This is a genomic window from Parasphingopyxis algicola (assembly GCF_013378075.1).
Classification (GTDB): Bacteria; Pseudomonadota; Alphaproteobacteria; order Sphingomonadales; family Sphingomonadaceae; genus Parasphingopyxis; species Parasphingopyxis algicola.
Map to the genome: position 1 here is coordinate 713,763 of NZ_CP051131.1, position 21,807 is coordinate 735,569.

General features: G+C 63.5%; 19 protein-coding genes. 11 read left to right on the forward strand and 8 right to left on the reverse strand.

Features of this window, described 5'->3' with window-relative positions; translation table 11 throughout:
- Positions 1-54 precede the first annotated feature (54 nt).
- Together HFP57_RS03540 and HFP57_RS03545 are read right to left on the reverse strand one after the other, a co-directional pair.
- Positions 55-1,158, reverse strand: coding sequence for a polysaccharide deacetylase family protein (locus HFP57_RS03540; protein ID WP_246263319.1), 1,104 nt, complete (start codon positions 1,156-1,158; stop codon positions 55-57).
- On the reverse strand, positions 1,124-2,803 hold the full coding sequence (locus HFP57_RS03545) for a histidine kinase dimerization/phospho-acceptor domain-containing protein (RefSeq protein WP_176868504.1): 1,680 nt from the start codon (positions 2,801-2,803) through the stop codon (positions 1,124-1,126). The genes HFP57_RS03540 and HFP57_RS03545 overlap by 35 nt, the downstream gene beginning before the upstream one ends.
- A 166-nt stretch (positions 2,804-2,969) precedes the next feature.
- On the opposite strand from HFP57_RS03545, the gene HFP57_RS03550 reads away from it, so the two are divergent.
- Positions 2,970-3,455 (forward strand): Lrp/AsnC family transcriptional regulator, encoded by a 486-nt coding sequence (locus HFP57_RS03550; protein ID WP_176868505.1) that lies wholly within the window; start codon positions 2,970-2,972, stop codon positions 3,453-3,455.
- On the opposite strand, the gene HFP57_RS03555 is transcribed toward HFP57_RS03550, so the two are convergent.
- Positions 3,452-4,735, reverse strand: a complete 1,284-nt coding sequence (locus HFP57_RS03555) for a tetratricopeptide repeat protein (protein ID WP_218135064.1) — start codon at positions 4,733-4,735, stop codon at positions 3,452-3,454. The two genes, HFP57_RS03550 and HFP57_RS03555, sit on opposite strands and share 4 nt — an antisense overlap.
- A gap of 108 nt (positions 4,736-4,843) precedes the next feature.
- Positions 4,844-6,223 (reverse strand): tetratricopeptide repeat protein, encoded by a 1,380-nt coding sequence (locus tag HFP57_RS03560; RefSeq protein WP_176868507.1) that lies wholly within the window; start codon positions 6,221-6,223, stop codon positions 4,844-4,846.
- 197 nt (positions 6,224-6,420) lie between these two features.
- Here HFP57_RS03560 and yaaA point away from each other — a divergent pair, with 197 nt between their 5' ends.
- From yaaA to HFP57_RS03585, 5 genes are all read left to right on the forward strand, one after another.
- Entirely contained in the window at positions 6,421-7,179 is a 759-nt protein-coding gene (gene yaaA / locus HFP57_RS03565; RefSeq protein WP_176868508.1) for a peroxide stress protein YaaA, read from the forward strand.
- Positions 7,176-7,874, forward strand: a complete 699-nt coding sequence (locus tag HFP57_RS03570; RefSeq protein ID WP_176868509.1) for an SDR family NAD(P)-dependent oxidoreductase — start codon at positions 7,176-7,178, stop codon at positions 7,872-7,874. The genes yaaA and HFP57_RS03570 overlap by 4 nt, the downstream gene beginning before the upstream one ends.
- Positions 7,875-7,996: 122 nt before the next feature.
- Complete coding sequence (gene gyrA, locus HFP57_RS03575) at positions 7,997-10,693, forward strand: DNA gyrase subunit A (RefSeq protein WP_218135065.1); 2,697 nt, start codon at positions 7,997-7,999, stop codon at positions 10,691-10,693.
- Positions 10,694-10,805: 112 nt separating this feature from the next.
- Positions 10,806-11,648, forward strand: coding sequence for a TauD/TfdA dioxygenase family protein (locus tag HFP57_RS03580; protein ID WP_176868511.1), 843 nt, complete (start codon positions 10,806-10,808; stop codon positions 11,646-11,648).
- 46 nt (positions 11,649-11,694) lie between these two features.
- Entirely contained in the window at positions 11,695-12,501 is an 807-nt protein-coding gene (locus HFP57_RS03585) for a hypothetical protein (protein ID WP_176868512.1), read from the forward strand.
- Here HFP57_RS03585 and HFP57_RS03590 read toward each other — a convergent pair.
- Positions 12,498-13,172: a lysoplasmalogenase family protein gene (locus tag HFP57_RS03590; protein ID WP_176868513.1), complete on the reverse strand. Its 675-nt coding sequence runs from the start codon at positions 13,170-13,172 to the stop codon at positions 12,498-12,500. The genes HFP57_RS03585 and HFP57_RS03590 overlap by 4 nt on opposite strands.
- Before the next feature lie 102 nt (positions 13,173-13,274).
- Between HFP57_RS03590 and trmFO the strand changes: the two genes are divergently transcribed.
- Positions 13,275-14,651, forward strand: coding sequence for a methylenetetrahydrofolate--tRNA-(uracil(54)-C(5))-methyltransferase (FADH(2)-oxidizing) TrmFO (gene trmFO, locus HFP57_RS03595; RefSeq protein WP_176868514.1), 1,377 nt, complete (start codon positions 13,275-13,277; stop codon positions 14,649-14,651).
- On the opposite strand, the gene HFP57_RS03600 is transcribed toward trmFO, so the two are convergent.
- The 3 genes from HFP57_RS03600 to HFP57_RS03610 all read right to left on the reverse strand — a co-directional run bounded on the left by HFP57_RS03600 (position 14,648) and on the right by HFP57_RS03610 (position 17,165).
- The gene (locus HFP57_RS03600; protein WP_176868515.1) at positions 14,648-15,904 is read right to left on the reverse strand and encodes a M20/M25/M40 family metallo-hydrolase; all 1,257 of its coding nucleotides are present in this window, start codon (positions 15,902-15,904) and stop codon (positions 14,648-14,650) included. The genes trmFO and HFP57_RS03600 overlap by 4 nt on opposite strands.
- An 84-nt stretch (positions 15,905-15,988) precedes the next feature.
- Positions 15,989-16,450 carry an EF-hand domain-containing protein gene (locus HFP57_RS03605; RefSeq protein WP_176868516.1) on the reverse strand — a complete coding sequence of 154 codons (462 nt, stop codon included), beginning with the start codon at positions 16,448-16,450 and terminating at the stop codon, positions 15,989-15,991.
- A gap of 55 nt (positions 16,451-16,505) precedes the next feature.
- Positions 16,506-17,165, reverse strand: a complete 660-nt coding sequence (locus tag HFP57_RS03610) for a hypothetical protein (protein WP_176868517.1) — start codon at positions 17,163-17,165, stop codon at positions 16,506-16,508.
- A gap of 134 nt (positions 17,166-17,299) precedes the next feature.
- Here HFP57_RS03610 and HFP57_RS03615 point away from each other — a divergent pair, with 134 nt between their 5' ends.
- From HFP57_RS03615 to HFP57_RS03630, 4 genes are all read left to right on the forward strand, one after another.
- Positions 17,300-18,847, forward strand: coding sequence for a pilus assembly protein (locus HFP57_RS03615; RefSeq protein WP_176868518.1), 1,548 nt, complete (start codon positions 17,300-17,302; stop codon positions 18,845-18,847).
- Complete coding sequence (locus HFP57_RS03620; RefSeq protein WP_176868519.1) at positions 18,844-19,470, forward strand: TadE/TadG family type IV pilus assembly protein; 627 nt, start codon at positions 18,844-18,846, stop codon at positions 19,468-19,470. The genes HFP57_RS03615 and HFP57_RS03620 overlap by 4 nt, the downstream gene beginning before the upstream one ends.
- Entirely contained in the window at positions 19,467-20,120 is a 654-nt protein-coding gene (locus HFP57_RS03625; protein ID WP_176868520.1) for a TadE/TadG family type IV pilus assembly protein, read from the forward strand. The genes HFP57_RS03620 and HFP57_RS03625 overlap by 4 nt, the downstream gene beginning before the upstream one ends.
- 125 nt (positions 20,121-20,245) lie before the next feature.
- Entirely contained in the window at positions 20,246-21,802 is a 1,557-nt protein-coding gene (locus tag HFP57_RS03630) for a pilus assembly protein TadG-related protein (RefSeq protein WP_176868521.1), read from the forward strand.
- Positions 21,803-21,807: the final 5 nt, after the last annotated feature.

Genomic DNA, 21,807 nt, shown 5'->3' on the forward strand with positions numbered 1-21,807 from the left:
CAGCGGCATCGCCCTGCCAAACGCGGTCGCCCAAGGCAAGCGGCTATTCGCGTGTTAAGCGGAACGGGCTGGGTCGGTCCGAGCCCGGTCAGCCGCCGCGACGATGTCGCGCGCGCGGACGGCGGTGACGCCGTGCCGGGCAAAAAGCTCGAAGACTCCGTCCCACCACGCGTAAAAGGCCTTGAGGTCGGCCGCGTCGCGCACATAGGGCGTGTGTCCCGGCACCACCGACGGCGAATGATAGGACAGGCCGATCACGGGCAGACCATCGTCGATCAGCCGTCGAATCGCTTCGAGTGCGAGATCGAGCGGATAGTCTTCGGGCGTCAGCGACACCCGTTGAAGCAGCCGGGTCCGCGCGAGCAGCGTCCGCCAGAGGGGGAAATTCTCGCCCCAGGCGAATAACGGCATGCCGAACCGCCGCAGCGGACCGATAAAGGTCGACGTCAACGGCAGTTCGAGCAAAGTGCGCGACGGGCCCGCCCAAAAGGCATTGGTCCGAAAGCGCGAAAAATCGGGCCCGCCTTCCCGCGCATAGCTGAACAGCGCGCGAACCGAGGTATCCAGACGATAACCGGTGTCCTCGAGCAGCCGGGCGCTGTGCTCGCCGATACCGTACCGCCCGGCACGGTAGAGAGTCGGCCGCTCGCCAACTCTTTCGGCGATCCGTTCTGTCAGCCGCTCGAGCTTGGCGCGCTGGAGGTCAAGCGGCAGATTGCCGGTGAAGCTCGTAAAGCCCGTCACCGCCTCCTCGAACGGCGGATTGACCCAGGGGTGCAGCTGGGTTCCGATCTCGCAGCCGTCCTGCGCATGCATCTCGCAGATGATCGCTGCGCTGCGGTCATTATCGACGACGGGATAGTCGACCATATAGGCCGGTAGCGCGCCAGCCTCGCGGAAGAAGCGCTGGGCTTCGGGCAGTCCCTCCATCGCCGTGACCGCGACATTGTCGCGGCTCAACGGCCGCTCCCAGTCGAACTCCTCTTCGGTATCGACGAAAATCACATAATGCTGACCGAAATCGTCCGGCAGGGCCGCATGGGCCTTGGGGTCGGCCGGCCGGTCGATGCGGCCGGACCGGCGCTCGCCCATGTCCTCGGCCGGGATTGCCGACTCTTCGTCTCTATCTGCCCCGTTCACCCGGCAAGGCGCTAGCATCTTTTGTCGGCAGGTGCAGGACAAATTTGTCCGGCTCGATATCGAGTTCGCCGTCCGCCTCATGGGCGATATTCCGCACAAGCCGCAACGCAAAGCCGAGCCCGAGCGCGGGCGCGTCGGGCCAGTCGCCGTCCGGCGAATAGCCGGGGTCGAGCAAGGCGTCCTCCTCCTGTCCGACAAGCAGCGCCGGCCGATCGAAGGCGATGGCGATACCGCCCCTGCTCGCGTCCCGCATGCAGACGACGAGAATCGTCTCCCCCGCCGCCGCGAGGCCGACCGTGGACGACAGCAGCCGTTCGACCATCCGCTCGATGGCGATCGGATCGGCGGTAAGCGACGGCAGATCCTGCTCGATACGGATCGCGAGATTGACGCCGCGCGCTTCGGCCTGTTCGACATAGGCATCGTGCAACCGCTGCAGGATCCCGGTCATTTCCACCGTTTCGACATCGAAGTTCAGCCGGTCGGTTTCGGCGCGCGCCGCGGTATCGATATCCTCGATGGACTGGAGGAGGCGGGCGGCCTCTTCGGCGACGCCAGACGCGCGCTGGCGATAGATCGCCGACACGGGACCGAGCAGCTGACCATCGATCATCTCCGCAAAACCGATAATCGCGTTGAGCGGGGTGCGCAGTTCATGAATGAGCTGCCGCAGCGAATCGGGCTCCAGATTGGAACCGAACAGACCGTCCGGCGGCGCGGCCGTCGTTGTCGCCTCCTCTTCGCGACGCGGACGACGCGCCATGCCGCGATACCCGGCGAAGCGCCCGTCCTCTTCACCGAAAAACGGGACGGCGGAGATACGCCAGGCGCCCGAAGCGGACCCATCCCCCGCCACGACCAGGCGCGCATCGCGGAACGGGGCGCGCTGCCGGAATGCGCCCGCCGCATGCCCGTCGACCCCGAAATCGAGCGCGTCGGCGCTGAACGCTATCGTCTGGCCGATCAAGGGGCCCCGGGGCGCGCCGTCGACCCAGCGGATCACACCGTCCGGACCGGCTTCGAACCGGAACTCCCGGACAGGAATGCGCGGCGCAGCCGCCGTATCCCCTTCCCGCGTTTTCCGAAATGCTTCGATCCGTTCGACGAGCGTGCGGATCTGTTCGAAATTTCCCGACGGGGCATCGGTTTCCGGCAGGTCTGGTAACGCATCCGAAGGGCCGAGTTCAAGGATATCCGCCGCCGGCGCTCGCGATTTTTCGTTCCGGCTTTCCAATACCATATCGGCCGCTCCGAACCGGCCAAGCGCTTCCCCAACCCGGGGGTCGAGGTCGCCGCGATGCCGCAGCAGCGCCCGCGAACTGCCGCGCATTTGGGGAAGCAGCTCTATCCAGTCCTCCGGATCGAGCAGTGCCCCGAGCAAGACCGGCCGGGCGATTTCGGGGGCGTCCTCGGCGAAATGCGCGCACAGCCATGCTGGAATCCGGCGGCCGGCCAACGACCGCGCGGCCTCAAGGCGGACTTCGAACGGCACGTCCCGCTGCCATTCGTCGAGCAGCGCAAAGGCATGCACATGTTCGGGATCGAGCGCGACATCCTCGCGCTGTGCGAGCACATCGACAAGCTGGCGCCAGAGCGATATGCGCGCGGCGGCCGTATCGCGCGGCTGCGCCATCACCGTCGCCAACATATCGTCAAATCGCATCGGGATCCTCGCTCCAGGTGCCGCCCGCCCTCGCAAACACCATCATTTCAGATAGCCCTCGCCTATGGTTAACGAAAGCTGTCTTTTCGATCCGTGCGATACTGGGACAATTGCTTTTGCGGGACATATAATTATAACAGAAGCAGTTTTTCTGAAGGATTAGACTATGAAATCCGCATCGCCCGCGCTCGATGACATTGACCGCCTTATTCTCGCAACGCTGCAAGACGAGGGACGCATTACAAATGTCGAGCTGGCGCGCCGCGCCGGGCTGACGGCGCCACCCTGTCTTCGGCGAGTCCGCGCGCTCGAAGACAGCGGCGCGATCGAGAGCTATCACGCCAAGCTTGACCCGCGGACGCTCGGTTACGGCATCACGGTGTTCGCGATGGTCAGCCTGAAAAGCCAGGCCGAGGACGATCTGCGCGCGTTCGAGGAGCATATCGCCTCGCTGCCGCTTGTCCGCGAATGCCATATGCTCAACGGAGAGATCGATTTCATCCTCAAGATAGTCGCCCGCGATCTCCAGCATTTTCAGGACTTCCTGACCTCGGGGCTCACGACGATTCCGAATGTCGAAAGCGTGAAAACGTCGCTAACCATTCGCACCGCCAAATCGCTGCCCGGTGTCCCCGTCGATACCGAAAGTTAAGTGCCGGGGGTTTCCGGCTGGACCGTGAGTTCCGGCGTCGGCGCCACTTGTGGCGCCGCAGGTTGCGACAAGGCGGCGTAAACTCCCCACAGCCGCGCGATCGACGCCCGCGAACCGGTGACCTGGTCGAAAGCCGCCCGGGCGCCGGCGGCATCGCCGCTCCGCGCAAGCGCGATGCCAAGCCGCACGTTGGCGAGTTCGACATCGACCCCGCCCTTTTCCGCCGCCATGCGATAGAGTGGAGCCGCGGCCGCATGGTCACCCAGCGACATGTATCCGTCGGCTGCGGCCATCGCATTTTCGCCCGTCGCCGCGCTTGCGGCAGAACCGGCGCGCCCCGGCAGGGCCGAACGCAACGCCTGCGCCGCCCGAGTCGTCCCGCGATCGAGGGTCGCGATCTCGGCATTGCCGCCATCGAGGACGTTCGCGGACCGGCCCGCCTGGACGATACGCTCGATCTCGGCGGGTAAAGACCGGCCGTGCGCGACCCGCGCATAGTCGCGATAGTCGAACTCGCCGGTGAGCGCGCCGGCCGCGTCCTGCAACCGCCATAGATCGAGCGCCGCCTCGGGATCGGTGGAATAGGCGGCCCGATGCTGGACAAGAACGTCGCGCCAGTTGCGCTGGGTTGGATGCTCGGCCACCAGCGATTGGCCGAGCGTGACGACGCGCGCGGTGTCTTCGAGTTCCTGCGCGAAATGGATAGCCCGCCGGTACCAGTCCGCCGGGATTGCGATGCCCGCCGTCCGATGGATCGCGAACGCCCGCTCGACCAGCGAGAGCGCACCCGCATGATCCCCGCGTTCGTCGGTCAGGCTTGCCATGGCGATAAATATCTGCGGATTGCTCGTGCCGCGGTCGATAGCCGCCTGGAGGTCCGCTCGGGCCGCGTCGCCATTCTGGGCGTGATAGGAAATACGCGCCCGATGATAATAGAGCTCGGCACTTTGTTCGGTGCTCACCAACGGGCTGGCAAGCAGCGTATTGATCGCTGCGACCTGCGCTGCAGTATTGAACGTCCGGTTGGCGACTTCGAGCTGAAGGCTTGCAATGACGTAGCGATCCCCGTCGGTCTGTGCGACGGCAGCCGCCTGATTGAGATAGGCCGATGCAGACGGAAAATTGCCCTGGGCTATGGCAATTTGCGCCTGTTCCGCAGCGCTCCGGACGTCTTGGGTCAGTTCATAAGCCAGTGGTGCCTGCTGCGCGGCAATCGGCGTTCCCATCGGCACGAACACGGCGACAGCCGCCGCAAGTGCCAGTCCGGTCAGTTTCTTCACCATCCCTGTCCTCGATCTAATGTCGGTCTTTTCAAGCGCATAAAGAAATGGGGACGGCGACTCCATCGCGCCGTCCCCATAATTCTTCCGCTTGTCCTGCGCGCCGGTCTATTCGGCGCTTGCGGGTTCGGCGGGCGCCGGCGCAGCCGTTGCACCGGCCTGCTCGTCGAGCCATTGCAGCCAGAAGGCGGCGTGGGGTTCGCGGTCGCCGGTCACGGCCTCGAACGCCGCCCGGGCCTCGGCCGTCTGTCCCATCGAATAGAACAACGCTCCCTTGCGCAGATTGACGACACCGGTATCGACCCCGCCCTTTTCGAGCGCGAGATCGTACAGTTCGAGCGCCTTCGTATTCTCGCCGTACGACGCATAAGCATCCGCCGTGTTGAGCGCGACACGGCCCGCCGCCGAACTGCGCGCGGTAGCCTCGGACTCCGCCAGCCCGGCCTGGTCGGCCGTGACATTGGACGTAAGCTCCGTGGCGATCTCCTGATTGGCCGGGATCGCCCCGCCCGCGACGCTTGCCGTATAGACATTCTGCGCTTCGCGCGGGAGCCCGCGCTGGGCTGCCAGACGGACATATTCGTTGATACTCGCCGCATCCAGACCGTTGGTCGCCCGCATCAGGCGCAACAGGTCAAGGTTGGGCTGATCCTCAAGCCGTCCCGCGGTCTGGTAGACCCGAAGCACCTCGTTCCAGTTTTGCGGCGAAGGGTGCGAGGCCAGCAGTGCGGTGCCGAACTGTACGACCCGCGGCACATCGTTGGTCTGGTAGGCCGCGCGGAAAGGCACGGTATGCCAGCTCGACGGGATTTCCTGACCCGCCGCCCGCAGCGCCGCGAACGCCGCAGCCGCGCTCTCATAGCCGGCGGCGCGATTGTCGGTATTGAAATGCGCAAGGGCGGTCTGGATCAGCGCGTCGGCATTGTCGGGATCATAGCGCAGCACATTCTGATAGGCCTCGATCGCGCCGGCATTGTCGCCTGCGCTGTTCGCGGCGTTGCCGATCGCCAGCCAGTAAGTGGGACGGCGTTCGAGCGCCACCCGATTGCTGTCGAGCGCCAGACGAAGGCCCTGCAGCTGGACCGGCTGAATCTGTTCGTTGGCGCCGCCCTGCTGCTGGATTTTCGCAGCCAGCTGCAACATGAGCTGGCCCATGATGAAGCGATCGTCCTGATTCTGGATCAGCGGCACCGCGGCCTCGAGTTGCGACTGGACGGCGGCCGTATCGACCGGCCCGGCGCCCTCTTCCGCTTCGAGAGCGGTCTGCGCGGCGACCACGGCCGCGCGCACGCCATCGCTTATCTCGCCGGGGTCGAATTCCGCTACCTCGCCTTCGCTCGAAGCCGTCGAGCGACGATCGCTCGACTGTTGCGGTGGCGGAGCGGGCGGTGTGCCGTAATTCTGGGCTTCCGCGGGCGATGTCCATGCCACCGCGCTACCCGATACGGCCAACGCCAAAGCCAGTGTATAAGTCGAAACCATTTTCATGAAATTGTGTCTCCCAAGTTCCCGCGCATTAAGCACGTTACGGTTAGATATCCTGCTACTAACGGATGAAGCGCGGCACAAGTTGCGCGTATGTGAATTGTTTATGGCCGAAAGACGCTGAATGCGGGTTGAACCGTGTGTTTACAAGCGCGTAAGGCGCTTTTGACGCGGCCCTGTGAAACCGCTAACCGGACCCGATGCTAGCTCTGATTTCCCCCGCCAAATCGCTCGACTTCAACAGCGAGCTTCCGGCGCTCGAATCGACAGCGCCGCGCTTTTCGGAAGAAACCGAGCGGCTCGTCTCCGCCGCCTCGAATCTCACGAAGAAACGGCTGCAGGAGATCATGCCCGTCTCGGACAAGCTGATCGACCTCAATCATGGCCGGTACCGCGATTTTTGGGAACAGCCGGAACGCGCCGCGATCTACGCCTTTTCGGGCGACGTCTATGTCGGCTTCGAGGCGAAGACGATCGACGAGGAAGCGATCCGGTTCGCCCAGGATCATGTGCGCATCCTGTCCGGCCTCTATGGCCTGTTGCGGCCGCTCGACACGATCCGGCCCTATCGGCTCGAAATGGGGACCAAATGGGCACCCCGCTACAAGAAGCTGACCGATTTCTGGGGCGACAAGATCGCAGGCCTGCTGGCGGAGGATCTCGAGGCCGACGGGTCCGGTGTGATCGTCAATCTGGCGAGCAACGAATATTGGGCGGCGGTCGAGCGATCGCGCACGGTCAAGGCGGCGCGCGTCATAACCATTGATTTCCGCGAGGAAGGCCCAAAGGGCCTCCGCTTCAACAGTTTCGAGGCCAAGCGGGCCCGCGGCATGATGGCGCGTTATATCTGCGAGCATCGGCTGGAAGACCCCGAAGCCCTCAAATCCTTCGACAGCGACGGCTACCGGTTCGTCGAAGACGGTTCCGACGAGAATAGCTGGCGCTTCGTCCGGCGATGACCGGCAGCGCGGTCGTAATCGGCGCGTCAGGCGGAATCGGCGGCGCTCTCGCCGACGCGCTCGAAGACGAAGGCGCGCATGAACATGTGGTCCGGCTGGCGCGATCGTCCGAGAGCGAAGCGCATATCGACCTGGAAGACGAAACGAGCATCGCCGCGGCGGCCGAGCGGTTTGCCGGTGCCCCCGCCCCTTCGCTCGTCCTGGTCGCCACCGGCATCCTCCACGACGGCAAGGCCGGCCCTGAAAAGGCGATGCGCGATCTGGATGCCGATTGGCTGACGCACAACTTCGCGGTCAACACGATCGGGCCTGCGCTGGTCGCCAAGCATTTTCTACCGCTGATGCCCGCGAAGGGCCGTGCCGTCTTCGCCGCGCTTTCGGCTCGGGTCGGCAGCGTATCGGACAACCGGCTGGGCGGCTGGTACGGCTATCGTGCCTCCAAGGCCGCGCTCAACATGATGATCCGCAACCTTGCGATCGAGCAGAAGCGCAAGAACGACCGCTCGATCGTCGTGGGTCTGCATCCCGGCACCGTCGACACCGCACTCAGCCAGCCCTTCCAGCGCAACGTGCCGTCGAAACAGCTGTTCGATGCCGAGCGCGCCGCGCTCCAGCTGCTCGATGTGCTGGACGGGTTGAAGCCGGCCGACAGCGGACATATTTTCGCTTGGGATGGCGAGGAAATCGCCCCTTAATCGACCCCATCTCATCTGTGGATAAATCGGGCTTTCGGCTCGCCAATTTCCAGCAGTTTTGCTAGGGTTTCCGCAATTATTTCACAGAGGAAAGTGACGCTTTGAGCGACGAGCAGATTACCATGGCGAGTCCGTCGGATATCAGCCCCGTCAATATCGTCGACGAGATGAAGTCGAGCTATCTCGACTATGCGATGTCGGTGATCGTGGCGCGCGCGCTGCCCGATGTCCGCGACGGGCTGAAGCCGGTCCATCGCCGTATCCTCTATGCCTGTCAGGAAGGCGGCTTCGTCGCCGGGCGTCCCTATCGCAAATCGGCCAAGATCGTCGGCGACGTGATGGGCAATTACCACCCGCACGGCGACAGCGCTATTTACGATGCGCTGGCCCGTATGACGCAGGACTGGTCGCTGCGCGTTCCGCTGATCGACGGCCAGGGCAATTTCGGCTCGATGGACCCCGATCCGCCCGCCTCGATGCGCTATACCGAGGCGCGGCTCAACAAGGTGGCGATGACGCTGCTCGACGATCTCGACAAGGATACGGTCGATTTCACGCCGAACTATGACGGCTCGACCACCGAACCGCAGGTGCTTCCCGCCCGCTTTCCGAACATACTCGTCAACGGAGCGGGCGGCATCGCGGTCGGCATGGCAACCAATATCCCGCCGCACAATCTCGGCGAGGTACTGGATGCCTGCCGCGCCTTTATCGACAATCCGGCGATCACCAATGCCGAGCTGATGGAAATCGTGCCGGCACCCGATTTCCCGACGGCGCCTCTGATTCTCGGCCGGTCGGGTGCTCGCGCGGCCTATGAGACGGGCCGCGGGTCGATCATCATGCGCGCGCGGCACGAGATAGAAGAAAAAGCGGGCGACAAACGGGCGATCGTGCTTACGTCCATTCCCTTCCAGGTCGGCAAGTCGGGGCTCGTCGAGAAAATCGCGGAAGCGGCAAAGGACGACCGGATCGAGGGTGTTTCTGACATTCGCGACGAATCGAACCGGGACGGCGTTCGCGTCGTGATCGAACTGAAACGCAGCGCGACCCCCGAAGTCGTGTTGAACCAGCTCTGGCGGCACACGCCCGCGCAATCGAGTTTCCCGGCCAATATGCTGGCGATCCGCGGCGGTCGACCCGAAACGCTGATGCTGCGCGACATCATCCAAGCCTTCATCCAGTTCCGCGAGGAGGTCATCACCCGCCGCGCCAAGTTCGAGCTGTTCAAGGCCCGCGAGCGCGCGCACCTGTTGCTCGGGCTGGTCGTTGCGGTCACCAATCTCGACGAGGTGGTCCGGATCATCCGGGGTTCGTCCAACCCGGCCGAGGCGCGCGCCGCCCTGCGCGCCCGGGAGTGGCCGATCGCCGAGATTCGCCCCTATATCCAGCTTGTCGAGGCCGTCGAAACGGCGGTCGAAGGCGACACCTATCAGCTGTCCGATGCGCAGGTGCGCGCGATCCTCGAACTGCGCCTCCATCGCCTCACCGCGCTCGGCCGCGACGAGATCGGCGCCGAGCTCAAGGAACTGGCCGAGAAGATCGCCGAACTGCTCGACATTCTCGGCGACCGGGCCAAGCTCTATGCCGTGATGCGAGCCGAGTTCGACGAGGTCAGCGAGCAATATGCGACGCCGCGCGTCTCCGAGATCACGGCCGGCGATTTCGATATCGAAGACGAGGATCTGATCGCCCGCGAAGAGATGGTCGTGACGGTGACCCATTCCGGCTACATCAAGCGCACGCCGCTCGCGACGTTCCGCGCCCAGAAGCGGGGCGGCAAGGGCCGGGCCGGCATGGCGACCAAGGACGAGGATGTCGTCACGCGGCTCTTCGTCACCTCGACCCATACGCCCGTGCTCTTCTTCTCGAACAAGGGGCAGGTCTACCGGATGAAGGTCTGGAAGCTGCCCGAGGGCGGGCCGCAGACCAAGGGCCGGCCCATGCAGAACCTGCTGCCGCTGGCCGAGGACGAGTTCATCCGCACCGTGCTGCCGCTTCCCGAGGACGAGGCCGGGTGGGAAAAACTGCACGTGATGTTCGCCACGGCGCAGGGCAGCGTCCGGCGCAATTCGATGGATGCGTTCGAGAACATTCCGTCCAACGGCAAGATCGCGATGCGCTTCGCCCCCAAAAAGGATGGAACGCCCAGCGACGACAAGCTGATCGGCGTGGCGCTGCTCCAGGAAAGCGATGACGTCCTCCTGGCTACGCGCAACGGCAAGGCGATCCGCTTCGCGGCGACCGATGTCCGCGCCTTTGCAAGCCGTACCGCAACCGGCGTGCGTGGCGTGACGCTCAAGGACGACGACGAGGTCATCTCGCTATCGGTCATGGGTGCGACGGGCACCGAGATCGAGGAGCGCGACGCCTATCTGAAGGCCGCGCCCTGGAAGGACAACGACAACGAGCCCGAACTGCCGCCCGAAACCATGGCGAAGATGATCGCGGCCGAGGAGTTCATCCTCACGGTTTGCGCCCACGGCTACGGCAAGCGTTCGAGCGCCTATGAATATCGCGTCACCAAGCGGGGCGGCCAGGGCGTGGTCAATATCGACAATATCAAGCGCAACGGCAAAGTCGTGGCGAGCTTCCCGGCCAGCAACGACAGCCAGGTCATGCTGATCACCGACCAGGGCAAGCTCATCCGGATGAACGTCAGCGATGTCCGCGTGATGGGCCGCAGCACGGCGGGCGTGACGCTGCTCGACGTGGCGAAGGGCGAAAAGGTCGTCGGCGTCGCGCTGATCGACGAAGAGGAAGATCCCGAGGACGCGGCGGAAGAGGCCGTGGTGGCGGAGATCGAAGCCGACAAGTAACTCTGGAATTAATCCGCTTGCCCTGAGCCTGTCGAAGGGTCGTTCTTCACTTTGACCGAGCGTATGAGAAAGTGCAGGGCTTCGACAAGCTCACCCCGATCGGAGTTTTGTCATGGATATCACCCCTTCCGGCCAGGCCTGCGGCGCCACCGTCACGGGCGTCGATCTCTCGCAACCTCTGACAGATGAAGTCGTGGCGGATATCCGCGCCGTCTGGCTCAAGCATCATGTCCTCGCCTTTCCGGACCAGAATCTGACCGACGACGACCTGGAACGCTTCACGCTCTATTTCGGCCCGTTCGGCGAGGATCCGTTCATCGCGCCGATCCCGGGCCGCGAACATATCATCGCGGTGCAGCGCGATGCCGGCGAGACGGCCCCGCTCTTCGCCGAAAACTGGCATACCGACTGGAGCTTCCAGGAGCATCCCCCCGCCGGTACCTGCCTGTACGGCATCACCATTCCGCCCGAGGGCGGCGATACCCTGTTCGCCGACCAGCATGCAGCGTTCGAGGCGATGCCCGACGATCTGCGGGCGCGGCTCGACGGCAAGATGGCGATCCATTCGGCGAAAAACGCCTATGCGCCCGAAGGCATGTACGGCGAGAAGGACGCGGGCCGTTCGATGGATATCCGCCCCTCCGAGGATGCCAAGGCGACGCAGCTTCATCCGGTCATCCGCGACCATCCCGAAACCGGGCGTACGGGAATCTACGGCACGGTGGGCTATATCGCGGGTATCGACGGCTTGGCCGAGCGGGATGCCCTGCCCCTGCTGATGGAACTCTATGCGTGGCAGACGCAGGATCGCTTCGTCTATCGCCACAAATGGCAACCCGGCATGCTTCTCATGTGGGACAACCGCTCCGTGCTGCACAAGGCCACCGGCGGCTATGAGGGCGATGACCGGTTACTCCACAGGACGACGATAGGCGCATATCGCCAAGCCGGATAATCGCCCGCTATTCTGCTTTGAGCGGAAAACCGGGGGAACGGCTCACATGCGCAATATGCTCGTCATCGGCAAAGTCATCGATATGAGGAGCCTGCTCGTCAGCGGCCTGGCGGTGCTCTCGACCTGGTTCTGCCTGCGATACGGCATCACCGGCAATTTCCCGCTGACGCTGATCGCGACGGCGATCGTCTTTCCGATCGTCTTCGCCATCGGCCACGCCTTCAAGCGGCGCGAAAAGGCGCTCGACGATTACGGGATCATCAAGGCGCATGGCCGCGCCATCTATTTCGCAGCGCGCGACTGGCTGCCCGAACGCGACGGGGATCGGCTGCGGCGCATCGAGACCGTTCTGGGTCACCTCCTCAAGGCGTGCCGCGACATGTTCAAGAGTCCGGTCAGCGAAATGGCCGACCATGAGAAACAGGTCTATGCCGCTTTTTCCGAACTCTCCGAATTCGTCAAAAGCATGCGCAACGAAGGCCTCGCCTCGGGCGAATGCTCGCGCTGCAACCAGTATATCAGCAAGATGATCGTCTCGTTCGAGCAGATCAAACATATCTACCAGTATCGCACGCCGCGTACGCTCAACGCGTTCAGCGACTTCTTCATCGTCACGCTGCCCGTCCTTTACGGCCCCTATTTCGCGCATGAGGCGGCGGATTATTCACTGGCACTCGTCTATGTGATGCCGATCCTGTTCTCGATCATCCTGGTCGGTCTTGCCAATATCCAGGATCATCTGGAGGACCCTTTCGACCAGATCGGCGAGGACGATGTCGCGATCAACGCGGAAAAATTCGTCGCGCTGCTCGGCTGCGAAGGCGAGGATATGGAAGCCGGCGCGACGGCCTAGGCCGGGTCCCGCCCGGCCAGTGTCTTCACGACGCCGATCGCGATCATCGCCTGGCCGGTGAAATAGAGCGGCCAGATCAGCAGGCCGGGAACAAGCGAACTCGCCAGCGGCCCCATCCGGGCGAAGATCAGCAGGTCGGACACCACGAACAGCAGCGCGCCGATACCCGTCAGATAGCGCGAGAAGCGGCTGATCCACGCCAGCGCCGCCATGAAGGCGAGCGGCGTTGCGTAGAGCGCGACGCCGCTTGCCATTCCCCGATCCGCCGGAAACGTCCAGGAGAGCCAGATCACGACGGGAACAAGCAAGACGGCCAGTAATTTCTGGCTGAGCGTGGTTTCGGAGCGGCGATTGCGGAAAAAGAGCGTGATCGCGATCAGATGGCCGGCCATGAAGGCCATGCCGCCCTGCACTGTGCCGACCGCATCGAGCAGCACATCGCCGGTCGCGCCGAGCGCCATCACCAGCGCCAGCAGCCAGCCATCGAGACTGCGCGCCTGCATCGCCGCCCAGACCGCAAGCAGGCCGACGCCCGCTCCCTTCCACGCGATGAGCAGCGCCGACGGCTCCATGAACCGCGTCGCCAGATAATAGCTGAGTCCCGCAAGCAGCGCGATGACCAGGACCGCCGGCGCGAGATCGCCCGCTTTTGAGGATGATTCTTCGGTCATACTGTCCTACAGGCCCCTTGTTGCGCCATGCACTTGTAACCATCGATCGAGGCAAGGCAACGCAGCGCCGTTAACCTTTGGAACTTTGCGAACGTAAGACGAATGAACGACCATCAGATCCATATCATCGGCGGCGGACTCGCCGGTTCGGAAGCCGCCTGGCAGCTCGCCGAACAGGGCGTGAAAGTGCGGCTTTCCGAGATGCGCGGCGCCTCTGCTGACAATGGGGGCGACATGACGCCCGCGCACCAGACCGATGGGCTGGCGGAACTGGTCTGCTCGAACAGTTTCCGGTCCGACGATGCCGAGCGCAATGCGGTCGGCCTGCTGCATCAGGAGATGCGCGATCTGGGCTCGATCGTCATGCATTGCGGCGATGCGCACAAGGTGCCGGCCGGTTCTGCGCTGGCCGTCGATCGCGACGGCTTTTCGGATGCCGTAACGCAGGCACTGGCCGAGCATCCCAATATCGAGATCGTCCGCGAACGGATCGACACGCTGCCGGACAGCGGCCCCACGATCGTCGCGACCGGCCCGCTGACCGCGCTCTCGCTGGCCGAAAGCATCGGCGCGGCGACGGGCGCGGACGCCCTCGCCTTTTTCGACGCCATCGCCCCGATCGTCCACAAGGACAGTATCGATATGGACATCTGCTGGATGGCCTCGCGCTGGGACAAGGGGGACGGCGACGATTACATCAACTGCCCGATGGACAAGGAGCAATATCTCGCCTTCCATCGGGGTTTGCTCGACGGCGACAAGACCGAATTCAAGGATTGGGAAAAGGACACGCCCTATTTCGAAGGCTGCATGCCGATCGAGGTGATGGCCGAGCGCGGCGTCGATACGCTGCGCTATGGCCCGATGAAGCCGGTCGGGCTCGACAATCCGCATAGCGCCACGCCCGAATTCCCCAATGGCCGCTGGCCCTATGCGGTCGTCCAGCTGCGCCAGGACAACGCGCTCGGCACGCTTTGGAACATGGTCGGCTTTCAGACGAAGCTCAAGCATGGCGCGCAGGTGGAGCTGTTCCGGACGATCCCGGGGCTCGAAAAGGCCGAGTTCGCGCGATTGGGCGGGCTGCACCGCAATACCTTCATCAACTCGCCGAAACTGCTCGACAGCGAGATGCGCCTCAAAAGCGCGCCGCATATCCGGTTCGCGGGGCAGATCACCGGGTGCGAAGGCTATGTCGAAAGTTCGGCGGTCGGGCTGATGGTCGGACGCTATTCGGCGGCCGAGTTGCGCGGCGAAACGCTCGCCCCTCCCCCGCCCGAAACCGCATTGGGAGCGCTGCTCGGGCATATCAGCGGCGGCGCCGACGCGCGCGACTATCAGCCGATGAACGTCAATTTCGGGCTGTTCCCGCCCTTTGCCGAGCGGGTCCACAAGAAACAGCGCAAGGAAGCGATGACGTTCCGCGCGCGGACCGCAATGGCCGACTGGCTGGGCCAGATCGACCGAAAGGCCGCCGCCTAATCCGCAGCCAGCCCCGCTTCGGCTATCAGCAGGGTCAGCCCGCGCATCGTGCACGCTGGGACTACGCCATCGTCGATCCAGTATTCGTCGAGCGAGTGCGCCCGCGCGCTCGTGCCGCAGCGGCTGATCGTGATCGCCGGGATGCCGAGCGAGATCGGGATGTTGGAGTCCGTCGAGGACGCGACCAATTGCGGCTCGACATCTTCGGCCTGTAGCAGGGCCTGGGCACGCTGGACGAGCGGAGATGCAGGATCGCCCTCGCCCGCGGGCCGCTGACCGATCGATTCGATCTCGACGGTGAGAAGATCCCCGTCCCCGCGCACCGCATTCTCAGCTTCCAGCCCCTCGTTCATCGCCTGCTGGAAAACCGCGTCGAGGGCAGCGAGCTTTTCGGGATTGCCGGATCGCATATCGACCTCGAACCAGCTTTCGAACGGGATCGAATTGACCGAGGTCCCGCCCCCGGTCCGGCCGATATTGTAACTCGAACGCGGGCCTTCCTGCGTGATGGGCCGCGCCGCGTTGACGAAGCGCGTGATCGCGCGGGCGGCGGCATGATGCGGATTGCCGTCGCCGAAATCGCCCCAGCTATGACCGCCCGGGCCGTTGAAGGTGACGCGGTAGCGGTTCGATCCGACGGCACTGATAACGAGCCGCGCCTCGTCCCCGCCATCGATCGCGATGAAGCTGTCCGGGCGCTCTGCGCCGTCGCGGAAGAGATGACGGACACCGCGCAGATCGCCGAGCCCCTCCTCGCCGACATTGCCGACCAGGATGATGTCCTTTTCGGTTCTGATGTCCGCGGCCGCGATCGCCGCCGCCAGTTCGAGCATCATGATCGCCCCGCGCGTATTGTCGCCAATGCCGGGCGCCGTATAGCGATTGCCCTCGATCCGCACCGTCACATCGGTTTCGGCCGGAAACACGGTATCGAGATGCGCGACCATCATCACGCTTCCCGCGCCGGCGACGCCGGCCCGCCGGGCGACGACATTGCCGACCTCGTCGATCGTCATATCGCCGAAACCGGTCGCGCGCATCATATCGGCAAAGGCTGCGCCGCGCGCTTCCTCGGCGAAGGGCGGCGCCGGGATCTCGGTCAGCGTGACGAGATCCTGCAGCCGCGCTTCGTAATTGTCGGCAATATGGGCGAAGGCGGCCTCCATCCGTGGATCGCCGCGCAAGACGGAGAGTTCGGCCACATAAGGCTGTACTTCCAGCGCATCGACCTGGTGAAACGCCAGAGCGGGCATGAACGGGAGCGCAAACATAGCTGCGCAGGCAGGAAAAAAAGTTCGCATACCCGATCTGTTTCGCGCTTGAACGCCCGCGTCAACTTAACAATTGCAGCGGGAGCGGCTGGCGCCCGACCGTCGCTGCCGCGTTGTCGCAAACTCCTGCGGCGTCAGCGCGCCCGATCCGTCCGCGTCCGCGCTCGCGAATCGCTCGCTGGTCCGCACTGCCCATTCCTCGAAGGTCAGATAGTTGTCGCCATTCGTATCGAGCTGGCGGAAGGCGTTCGTCCGGCTGCTCATCATCTCGGTCCGGGTGATCGTGCCGTCCCGGTCCCTGTCATAGCGGCCGAATCGCCTTTGCTCGCGCGTCAATTCGGTGGCTTCGGGTGGCGGCGGTCCGGTTCCCTGGGGTTCGGCGGCGGTCATCGGATCGGGCAGTTCGATCTCGGGCGGTGGCGCGACGGGCGGCGGCGGTTCATCCTGCTGGGCAATGCTTTCCCAGACGAACAATCCCGCGCCGATCAGCAGCATCGCCGATACCGCTCCCGCGAAATAGCGTCCCATGGGCAGCCTCCTCTGTCGGCAATCCTAGCGCGTTCGGCGCGATGCACAAAGCCCGCTAACGCCCAGTAAGCCGGTGCCAGACCATTCGTCCCACCCGCGCCGGAGATCCCTGGCGACGGCCGTCCGCCGCCGCATCCCTTCGCGCCAGCACGGCCAGCGCACCCAGCGGCCGCAAGGCGCGCGGCCAGGGCTTTGGATCCGCTTCGGCAAAGATAGCACGCGCCATCGCCCGGGCGTCGACGGCGATATCGGGATCGCTTGTCCGGCAGGCCAGATCGCTCAGGGCCCAGGCACGGCCGGATTCGACCACGAAGCCGGGCACGTCCGCCGCCAGCAGCTTTGCGGACAGCGCGAAAAGCCGGCCGCCGCGCTCGTCGGCGAACCGCCGCAGATCGGCCGGTTCGAGCGGCTCCTGCAGCAGGGCGAACCATCCTTCGGCCATCTTGCCCCATTCCGCGCCGTCGGCGCCCGTTGCCGCTATGGTTTCCGCAACGCGTTCCAGAAGCGGCTCTGCACGCAGGTCGCCGTCCTGTTCCGTCAGCGCCTCCCGCCACCAGAGCAGCCGCATTTCCCCAATGGTCGCGTCGCTCGTGCCCGCCACGATCGCTCCGAACCTCTCGTCGACCATCCAGAGCGTCCGCAGATGTCCGGCGTTCGTTGCGGGTGCGTAGCTTAGTGCGAGCTCGCGCTCCGGATCGGCTAGCCTGTCAGTCATCGTAAGCGCTCCTAGTGCCATCCGCCGGTATGGCAAACATCGCGTTAACCCTACCGCGAGACATCTACTTAAGTTTGTCCGTTCATAACGATCTTGAACGTGGGTGAATTATGCCGATTAGGCAGGGGACAATAATGGGTAAGTGGCTGAAAAAGATAGCTTCGCGCCGAGTCGCGAAACCGAATTCCTTTCTCGCACGTCTGCGGCGCGACAGCCGCGGCAACACGCTTGCCATGGCGGGCGCGGCGCTGGTGCCGATCGCCGGCATGATCGGCTCCGGTCTCGATATGAGCCGCGCCTATATGGCGCAGGCGAAGATGCAGAATGCCTGCGACGCCGCTGCGCTCGGCGCGCGCCGCGAGATGTCCGGCACCGTTTTCGATGCGGACGCCCGCACCGAGGGCGAGCGCTTCTTCGATTTCAACTTTCCGTCGACGACGATGAACGCGCAGAATGTAACCCGCACGATCTCGCAAAGCACAACCGACAGTTCGACTGTCGAGGTAAGGGCAAGCGCCGATATCCCGACATCGGTGATGGCTCTGTTCGGCAAGGATTTCATTCCGATTTCGGTCGAATGCGACGCAAACCAGGACTACGGCAACAACGACATCATGGTCGTGCTCGACGTGACCGGATCGATGAACAGTTCTCCGAGCACGGGCGGTTCTTCAAAGATCAGCCGGCTGCGTACCGGTGCGATCGGCCTATATCGCGCGCTGGCCGGGGCAACGAACACCCGCACGCGCTATGGCTTCATTCCCTATTCCCAGTCGGTAAATATCGGCCGCGATCTCGATTTGAACTGGGTTCGCGATCCCGCCGAATATCTGCAGAACATTTGCGTGTGGGATGCAGACGACGAGGAGTGGGATTGCACCGGCAACGGATACGAACTGGTGGAAGTCGATCACAGCAGTTCCTGGCTGGACGACTGGCGTGGCAACGGCAGCTATACCACCAATGTCGGCAGCGGTTGTATCGAAGAACGCGCCACGATCGGCCAAAGCGGCAGCCCGATAAGTATTTCGACAAACGTCAGCCGCGACGATCTCGATCTGGTGTCGACGTCGAATCCCGATCGGAAGTGGGCGCCCTATGACGCCAGCGCGACCCATGGCGAGAGCAATAGTCGCTGTCCCCGGCCGGCCCGTCGATTGGCCGAATATGCGAGCGAAAGCGCCTATCAGAGCGCGATCGATGCCACTACGGGCTATGTGAGCGGCAACACCTATCACGATATCGGGCTGATCTGGGCTTCCCGCTACATATCGTCCACTGGCATGTTTGCCTCGGATAACCCTGAAACCTTCAACGGTGTGCCAGTGGCCAAACATATCGTCTTCCTGACGGACGGGGAGATGTGCCCCAGCCAGGGCATCTATTCGACCTATGGCGTGCATGACCAGGAACCACGGATTTCCGGTACGGCAGCGCCAATTTCGGGCTGCGGTAATAATGCCTTGCGCGGTCTTCATTCGGCACGTTTCCTTTCGGCCTGCTCTCAGGCGAAGTCGATGGGCATGACGGTCTGGGTGATCGCCTTCGACGTGACCGACACCACCGATATCGCACCCTGCGCCACCAGCAGCGGCCATTTCTACACCAGCGACGGTACGGATCTGGAATCCGTCTTCGAGCAGATCGGCGCCGGTATCGGACGGTTGAGGCTGACCCAATGAGGATATTCGCAACCATATCCCGCAAGCTGCGCCGCGACGAAAGCGGCATGGCGGCCACGGAGTTCGGCCTCCTCGTCGTGCCCCTGATGATCGTCCTGCTCGGCGCGTTCGATCTCGGCTACCAGTCTTATGTTCGTGCCCAGCTTCAAGGCGTGCTCAACGATGTGGCCCGCACGGCGACCGTCGAAACGCCGGATTTCACTGGCTATACCGGCACGACGACGGAAGAGCGGATCGAGAATGCGATCAAGGACCGCGTCAACAACATCGCCCGTAATGCAAGCTACACCATTAATCAGACGAATTTCTACGAGTTTTCGGGCGTCGGGAACGCGGAGAAGCTGCTGACCGATGTTAACGGCAATGGCCAATACGATTCGGCGGACGGCGATTGCTTCGAAGATATCAACAGCAACGGCGCATTCGACCTCAGCGCCGGCGCCAGCGGCCAGGGTGGCGCGGACGATATCGTCTATTATGACGTTACGATCACCATGCCGCGCATCGTGCCGGTGATGACGCTGATCGGCGTTCCGGCGAACTATACGATCAACGCCCGGGCAGCGGTCCGCAACCAGCCTTTTGCCGACCAAGCCATTCCTCCAACGGTGTGCGGACCATGACGACCAGAAAATTTCTCGACCGCTTTGCCAAGGCGCGCAAGCTGAAGCAGAACAGCGAGGGTGTCGCGCTCATCGAGTTCGCCTTCTCGCTGCCCATTCTGCTGGCGCTGATCTTCGGGGGGCTGGAAACGGCGAATTACGCGCTGGCGCACCTCCGGGTCAGCCAGATTGCGATGACGGTCGCCGACAATGCCGGCCGTGTGGACACGACGATCGATGAGGCCAACATTCAGGAAGTTTTCGCGGGGGCTGCGCTGGTCGGCAATTCCATCGACTTCACGCAAAACGGGCGCGTCGTCCTCTCCTCGTTGCAGCCCAACAATCAGTCGGGCTCTGACGAAGGCCAGATGATCAACTGGCAGCGCTGCATGGGACAGCTGACGACCGCGACGCCGGCCTATGGCGTCGAGGACGACGGCCGCACGGACGATTCGCTTGAACTGGGCATGGGGCCGGCGGGCAACAAAATCACATCGGCCGATGGTACCGCCGTGATGTTCGTCGAGGTGACGTACGATTATCAGCCGCTACTTCCGACCTTCGGCATCCTGGGCACCCGACAAATCCGCTATGAGAGTGCCTTCACGGTGCGCGATCGCACGAATCAGGACATCTCCAATACCCAAAGCCTGACTGTCGCCAGCTGCTGACGCAAGTCTGTCCGGTGAAGGGTCTCGACGCCATCTCGCTGCGTTGAAACGCAAAATTAACCGTATCCGATTTAGATGCCTCTCGTCCCGTGGGGGGACACAATGTCCGACCCACGGGGATATCGATGCTTCGCCCACCGACTGCCGACAAACTTCATTCAGAATCCGGATCCACCGCTTTCCTGGCGCGACTGGGCCGGGACAGTCGCGGCAACACGCTGGCGCTGACGGCAGCAGCGATGATCCCGATCGCCGCCATGATCGGATCGGGGCTCGACATGAGCCGCGCCTATATGGCGCAGGCCAAGCTCCAGAACGCCTGCGACGCCGCGGCCCTGGCCGCCCGCCGCGAGATGACGGGCGCGATCTTCGACAGCGACGCCCAAGCCGAAGGCGAGCGCTTCTTCGATTTCAACTTTCCGTCGACGACGATGAATGCGCAAAATATCGTGCGAACCATCGCGCAAAGCACGAGCGACAGTTCGACGGTCGAAGTGACGGCCAGCGCCGACATACCTGCATCGCTGATGTCCCTGTTCGGCATGGCAGAGCTTCCGATCAGCGTGACCTGCAACGCCGACCAGGATCACGGCAATGCCGATATCATGCTCGTGCTCGACGTAACCGGGTCGATGAAATGCAATCCCGGTGTCTCGAGCTGTTGGTGGGAGCAGTCGAACTCCAAGATCGGCCGGCTGCGGGACGGCGCCGTCGGACTTTACAACGCGCTTTCAGGAGGAGGTGCGAATACCCGAATTCGGTACGGCTTCATGCCCTATTCGGTCACGGCGAATGTCGGGCGTGCGCTTGATTCCGGCTGGATCCGTGATCCCGCCGATTACCAACAGGATACTGGCCTGTGTGTGGAGAAATATCACTGGTATTACGGGTATTATGACGATTGCACCGGCAACGAATATGTCCTGGCCGAAGTTGACCATAGCAGCTCCTGGCTGAGTTCCTGGCGGGGCCATGGATCGTATTCGAGCAATACCAGCGACGGTTGCATCGAGGAGCGGGCGACGATCGGCCGCAGCGGATCGCCGATCAGCATTTCGACCGATGTGAGCCGGGACGATATCGATATCGTATCGACGAGCGATGCGGCGCGGCAATGGGCGCCGTATGACACCTCGGCCCAAGAGGCGGAGTCGTCGTCCGCCTGTCCGCGGCCGGCGCGGCAGCTCGCCGAATATGCGAGCGCCAGTTCCTATGAGAGCATGGTCGATACGGTAACCGGATATGTCGACGGTTCGACCTATCACGATGTCGGGCTGATCTGGGGCGCCCGTTTTCTCTCGTCGACCGGCATGTTCGCGTCATCCAACCCGGAAACCTATAACGGGATACCGGTCAGCAAGCATATCGTGTTCATGACCGACGGCATCATCTCGACCAGCGGGAGCGCCTACTCCGCTTATGGCGTCGACGACGAGGACGATCGCGTCGATTCGACGCTCGGACTGAATGCCCAGCATGTCGCCCGGTTCCAGTCCGCATGCAGCCAGGCGAAATCGATGGGAATGACGATCTGGGTAATCGCGCTCGACGTCGCCGACACGACCGATATCGAGCCCTGCGCGACGAGCAGCGGCCATTTCGAGACCAGCGACGGCACGGATCTGGAAGACGTCTTCGAGCGGATCGGCGCCGGGATCGGCCAGCTGCGGCTCACCCAGTAGGCCGC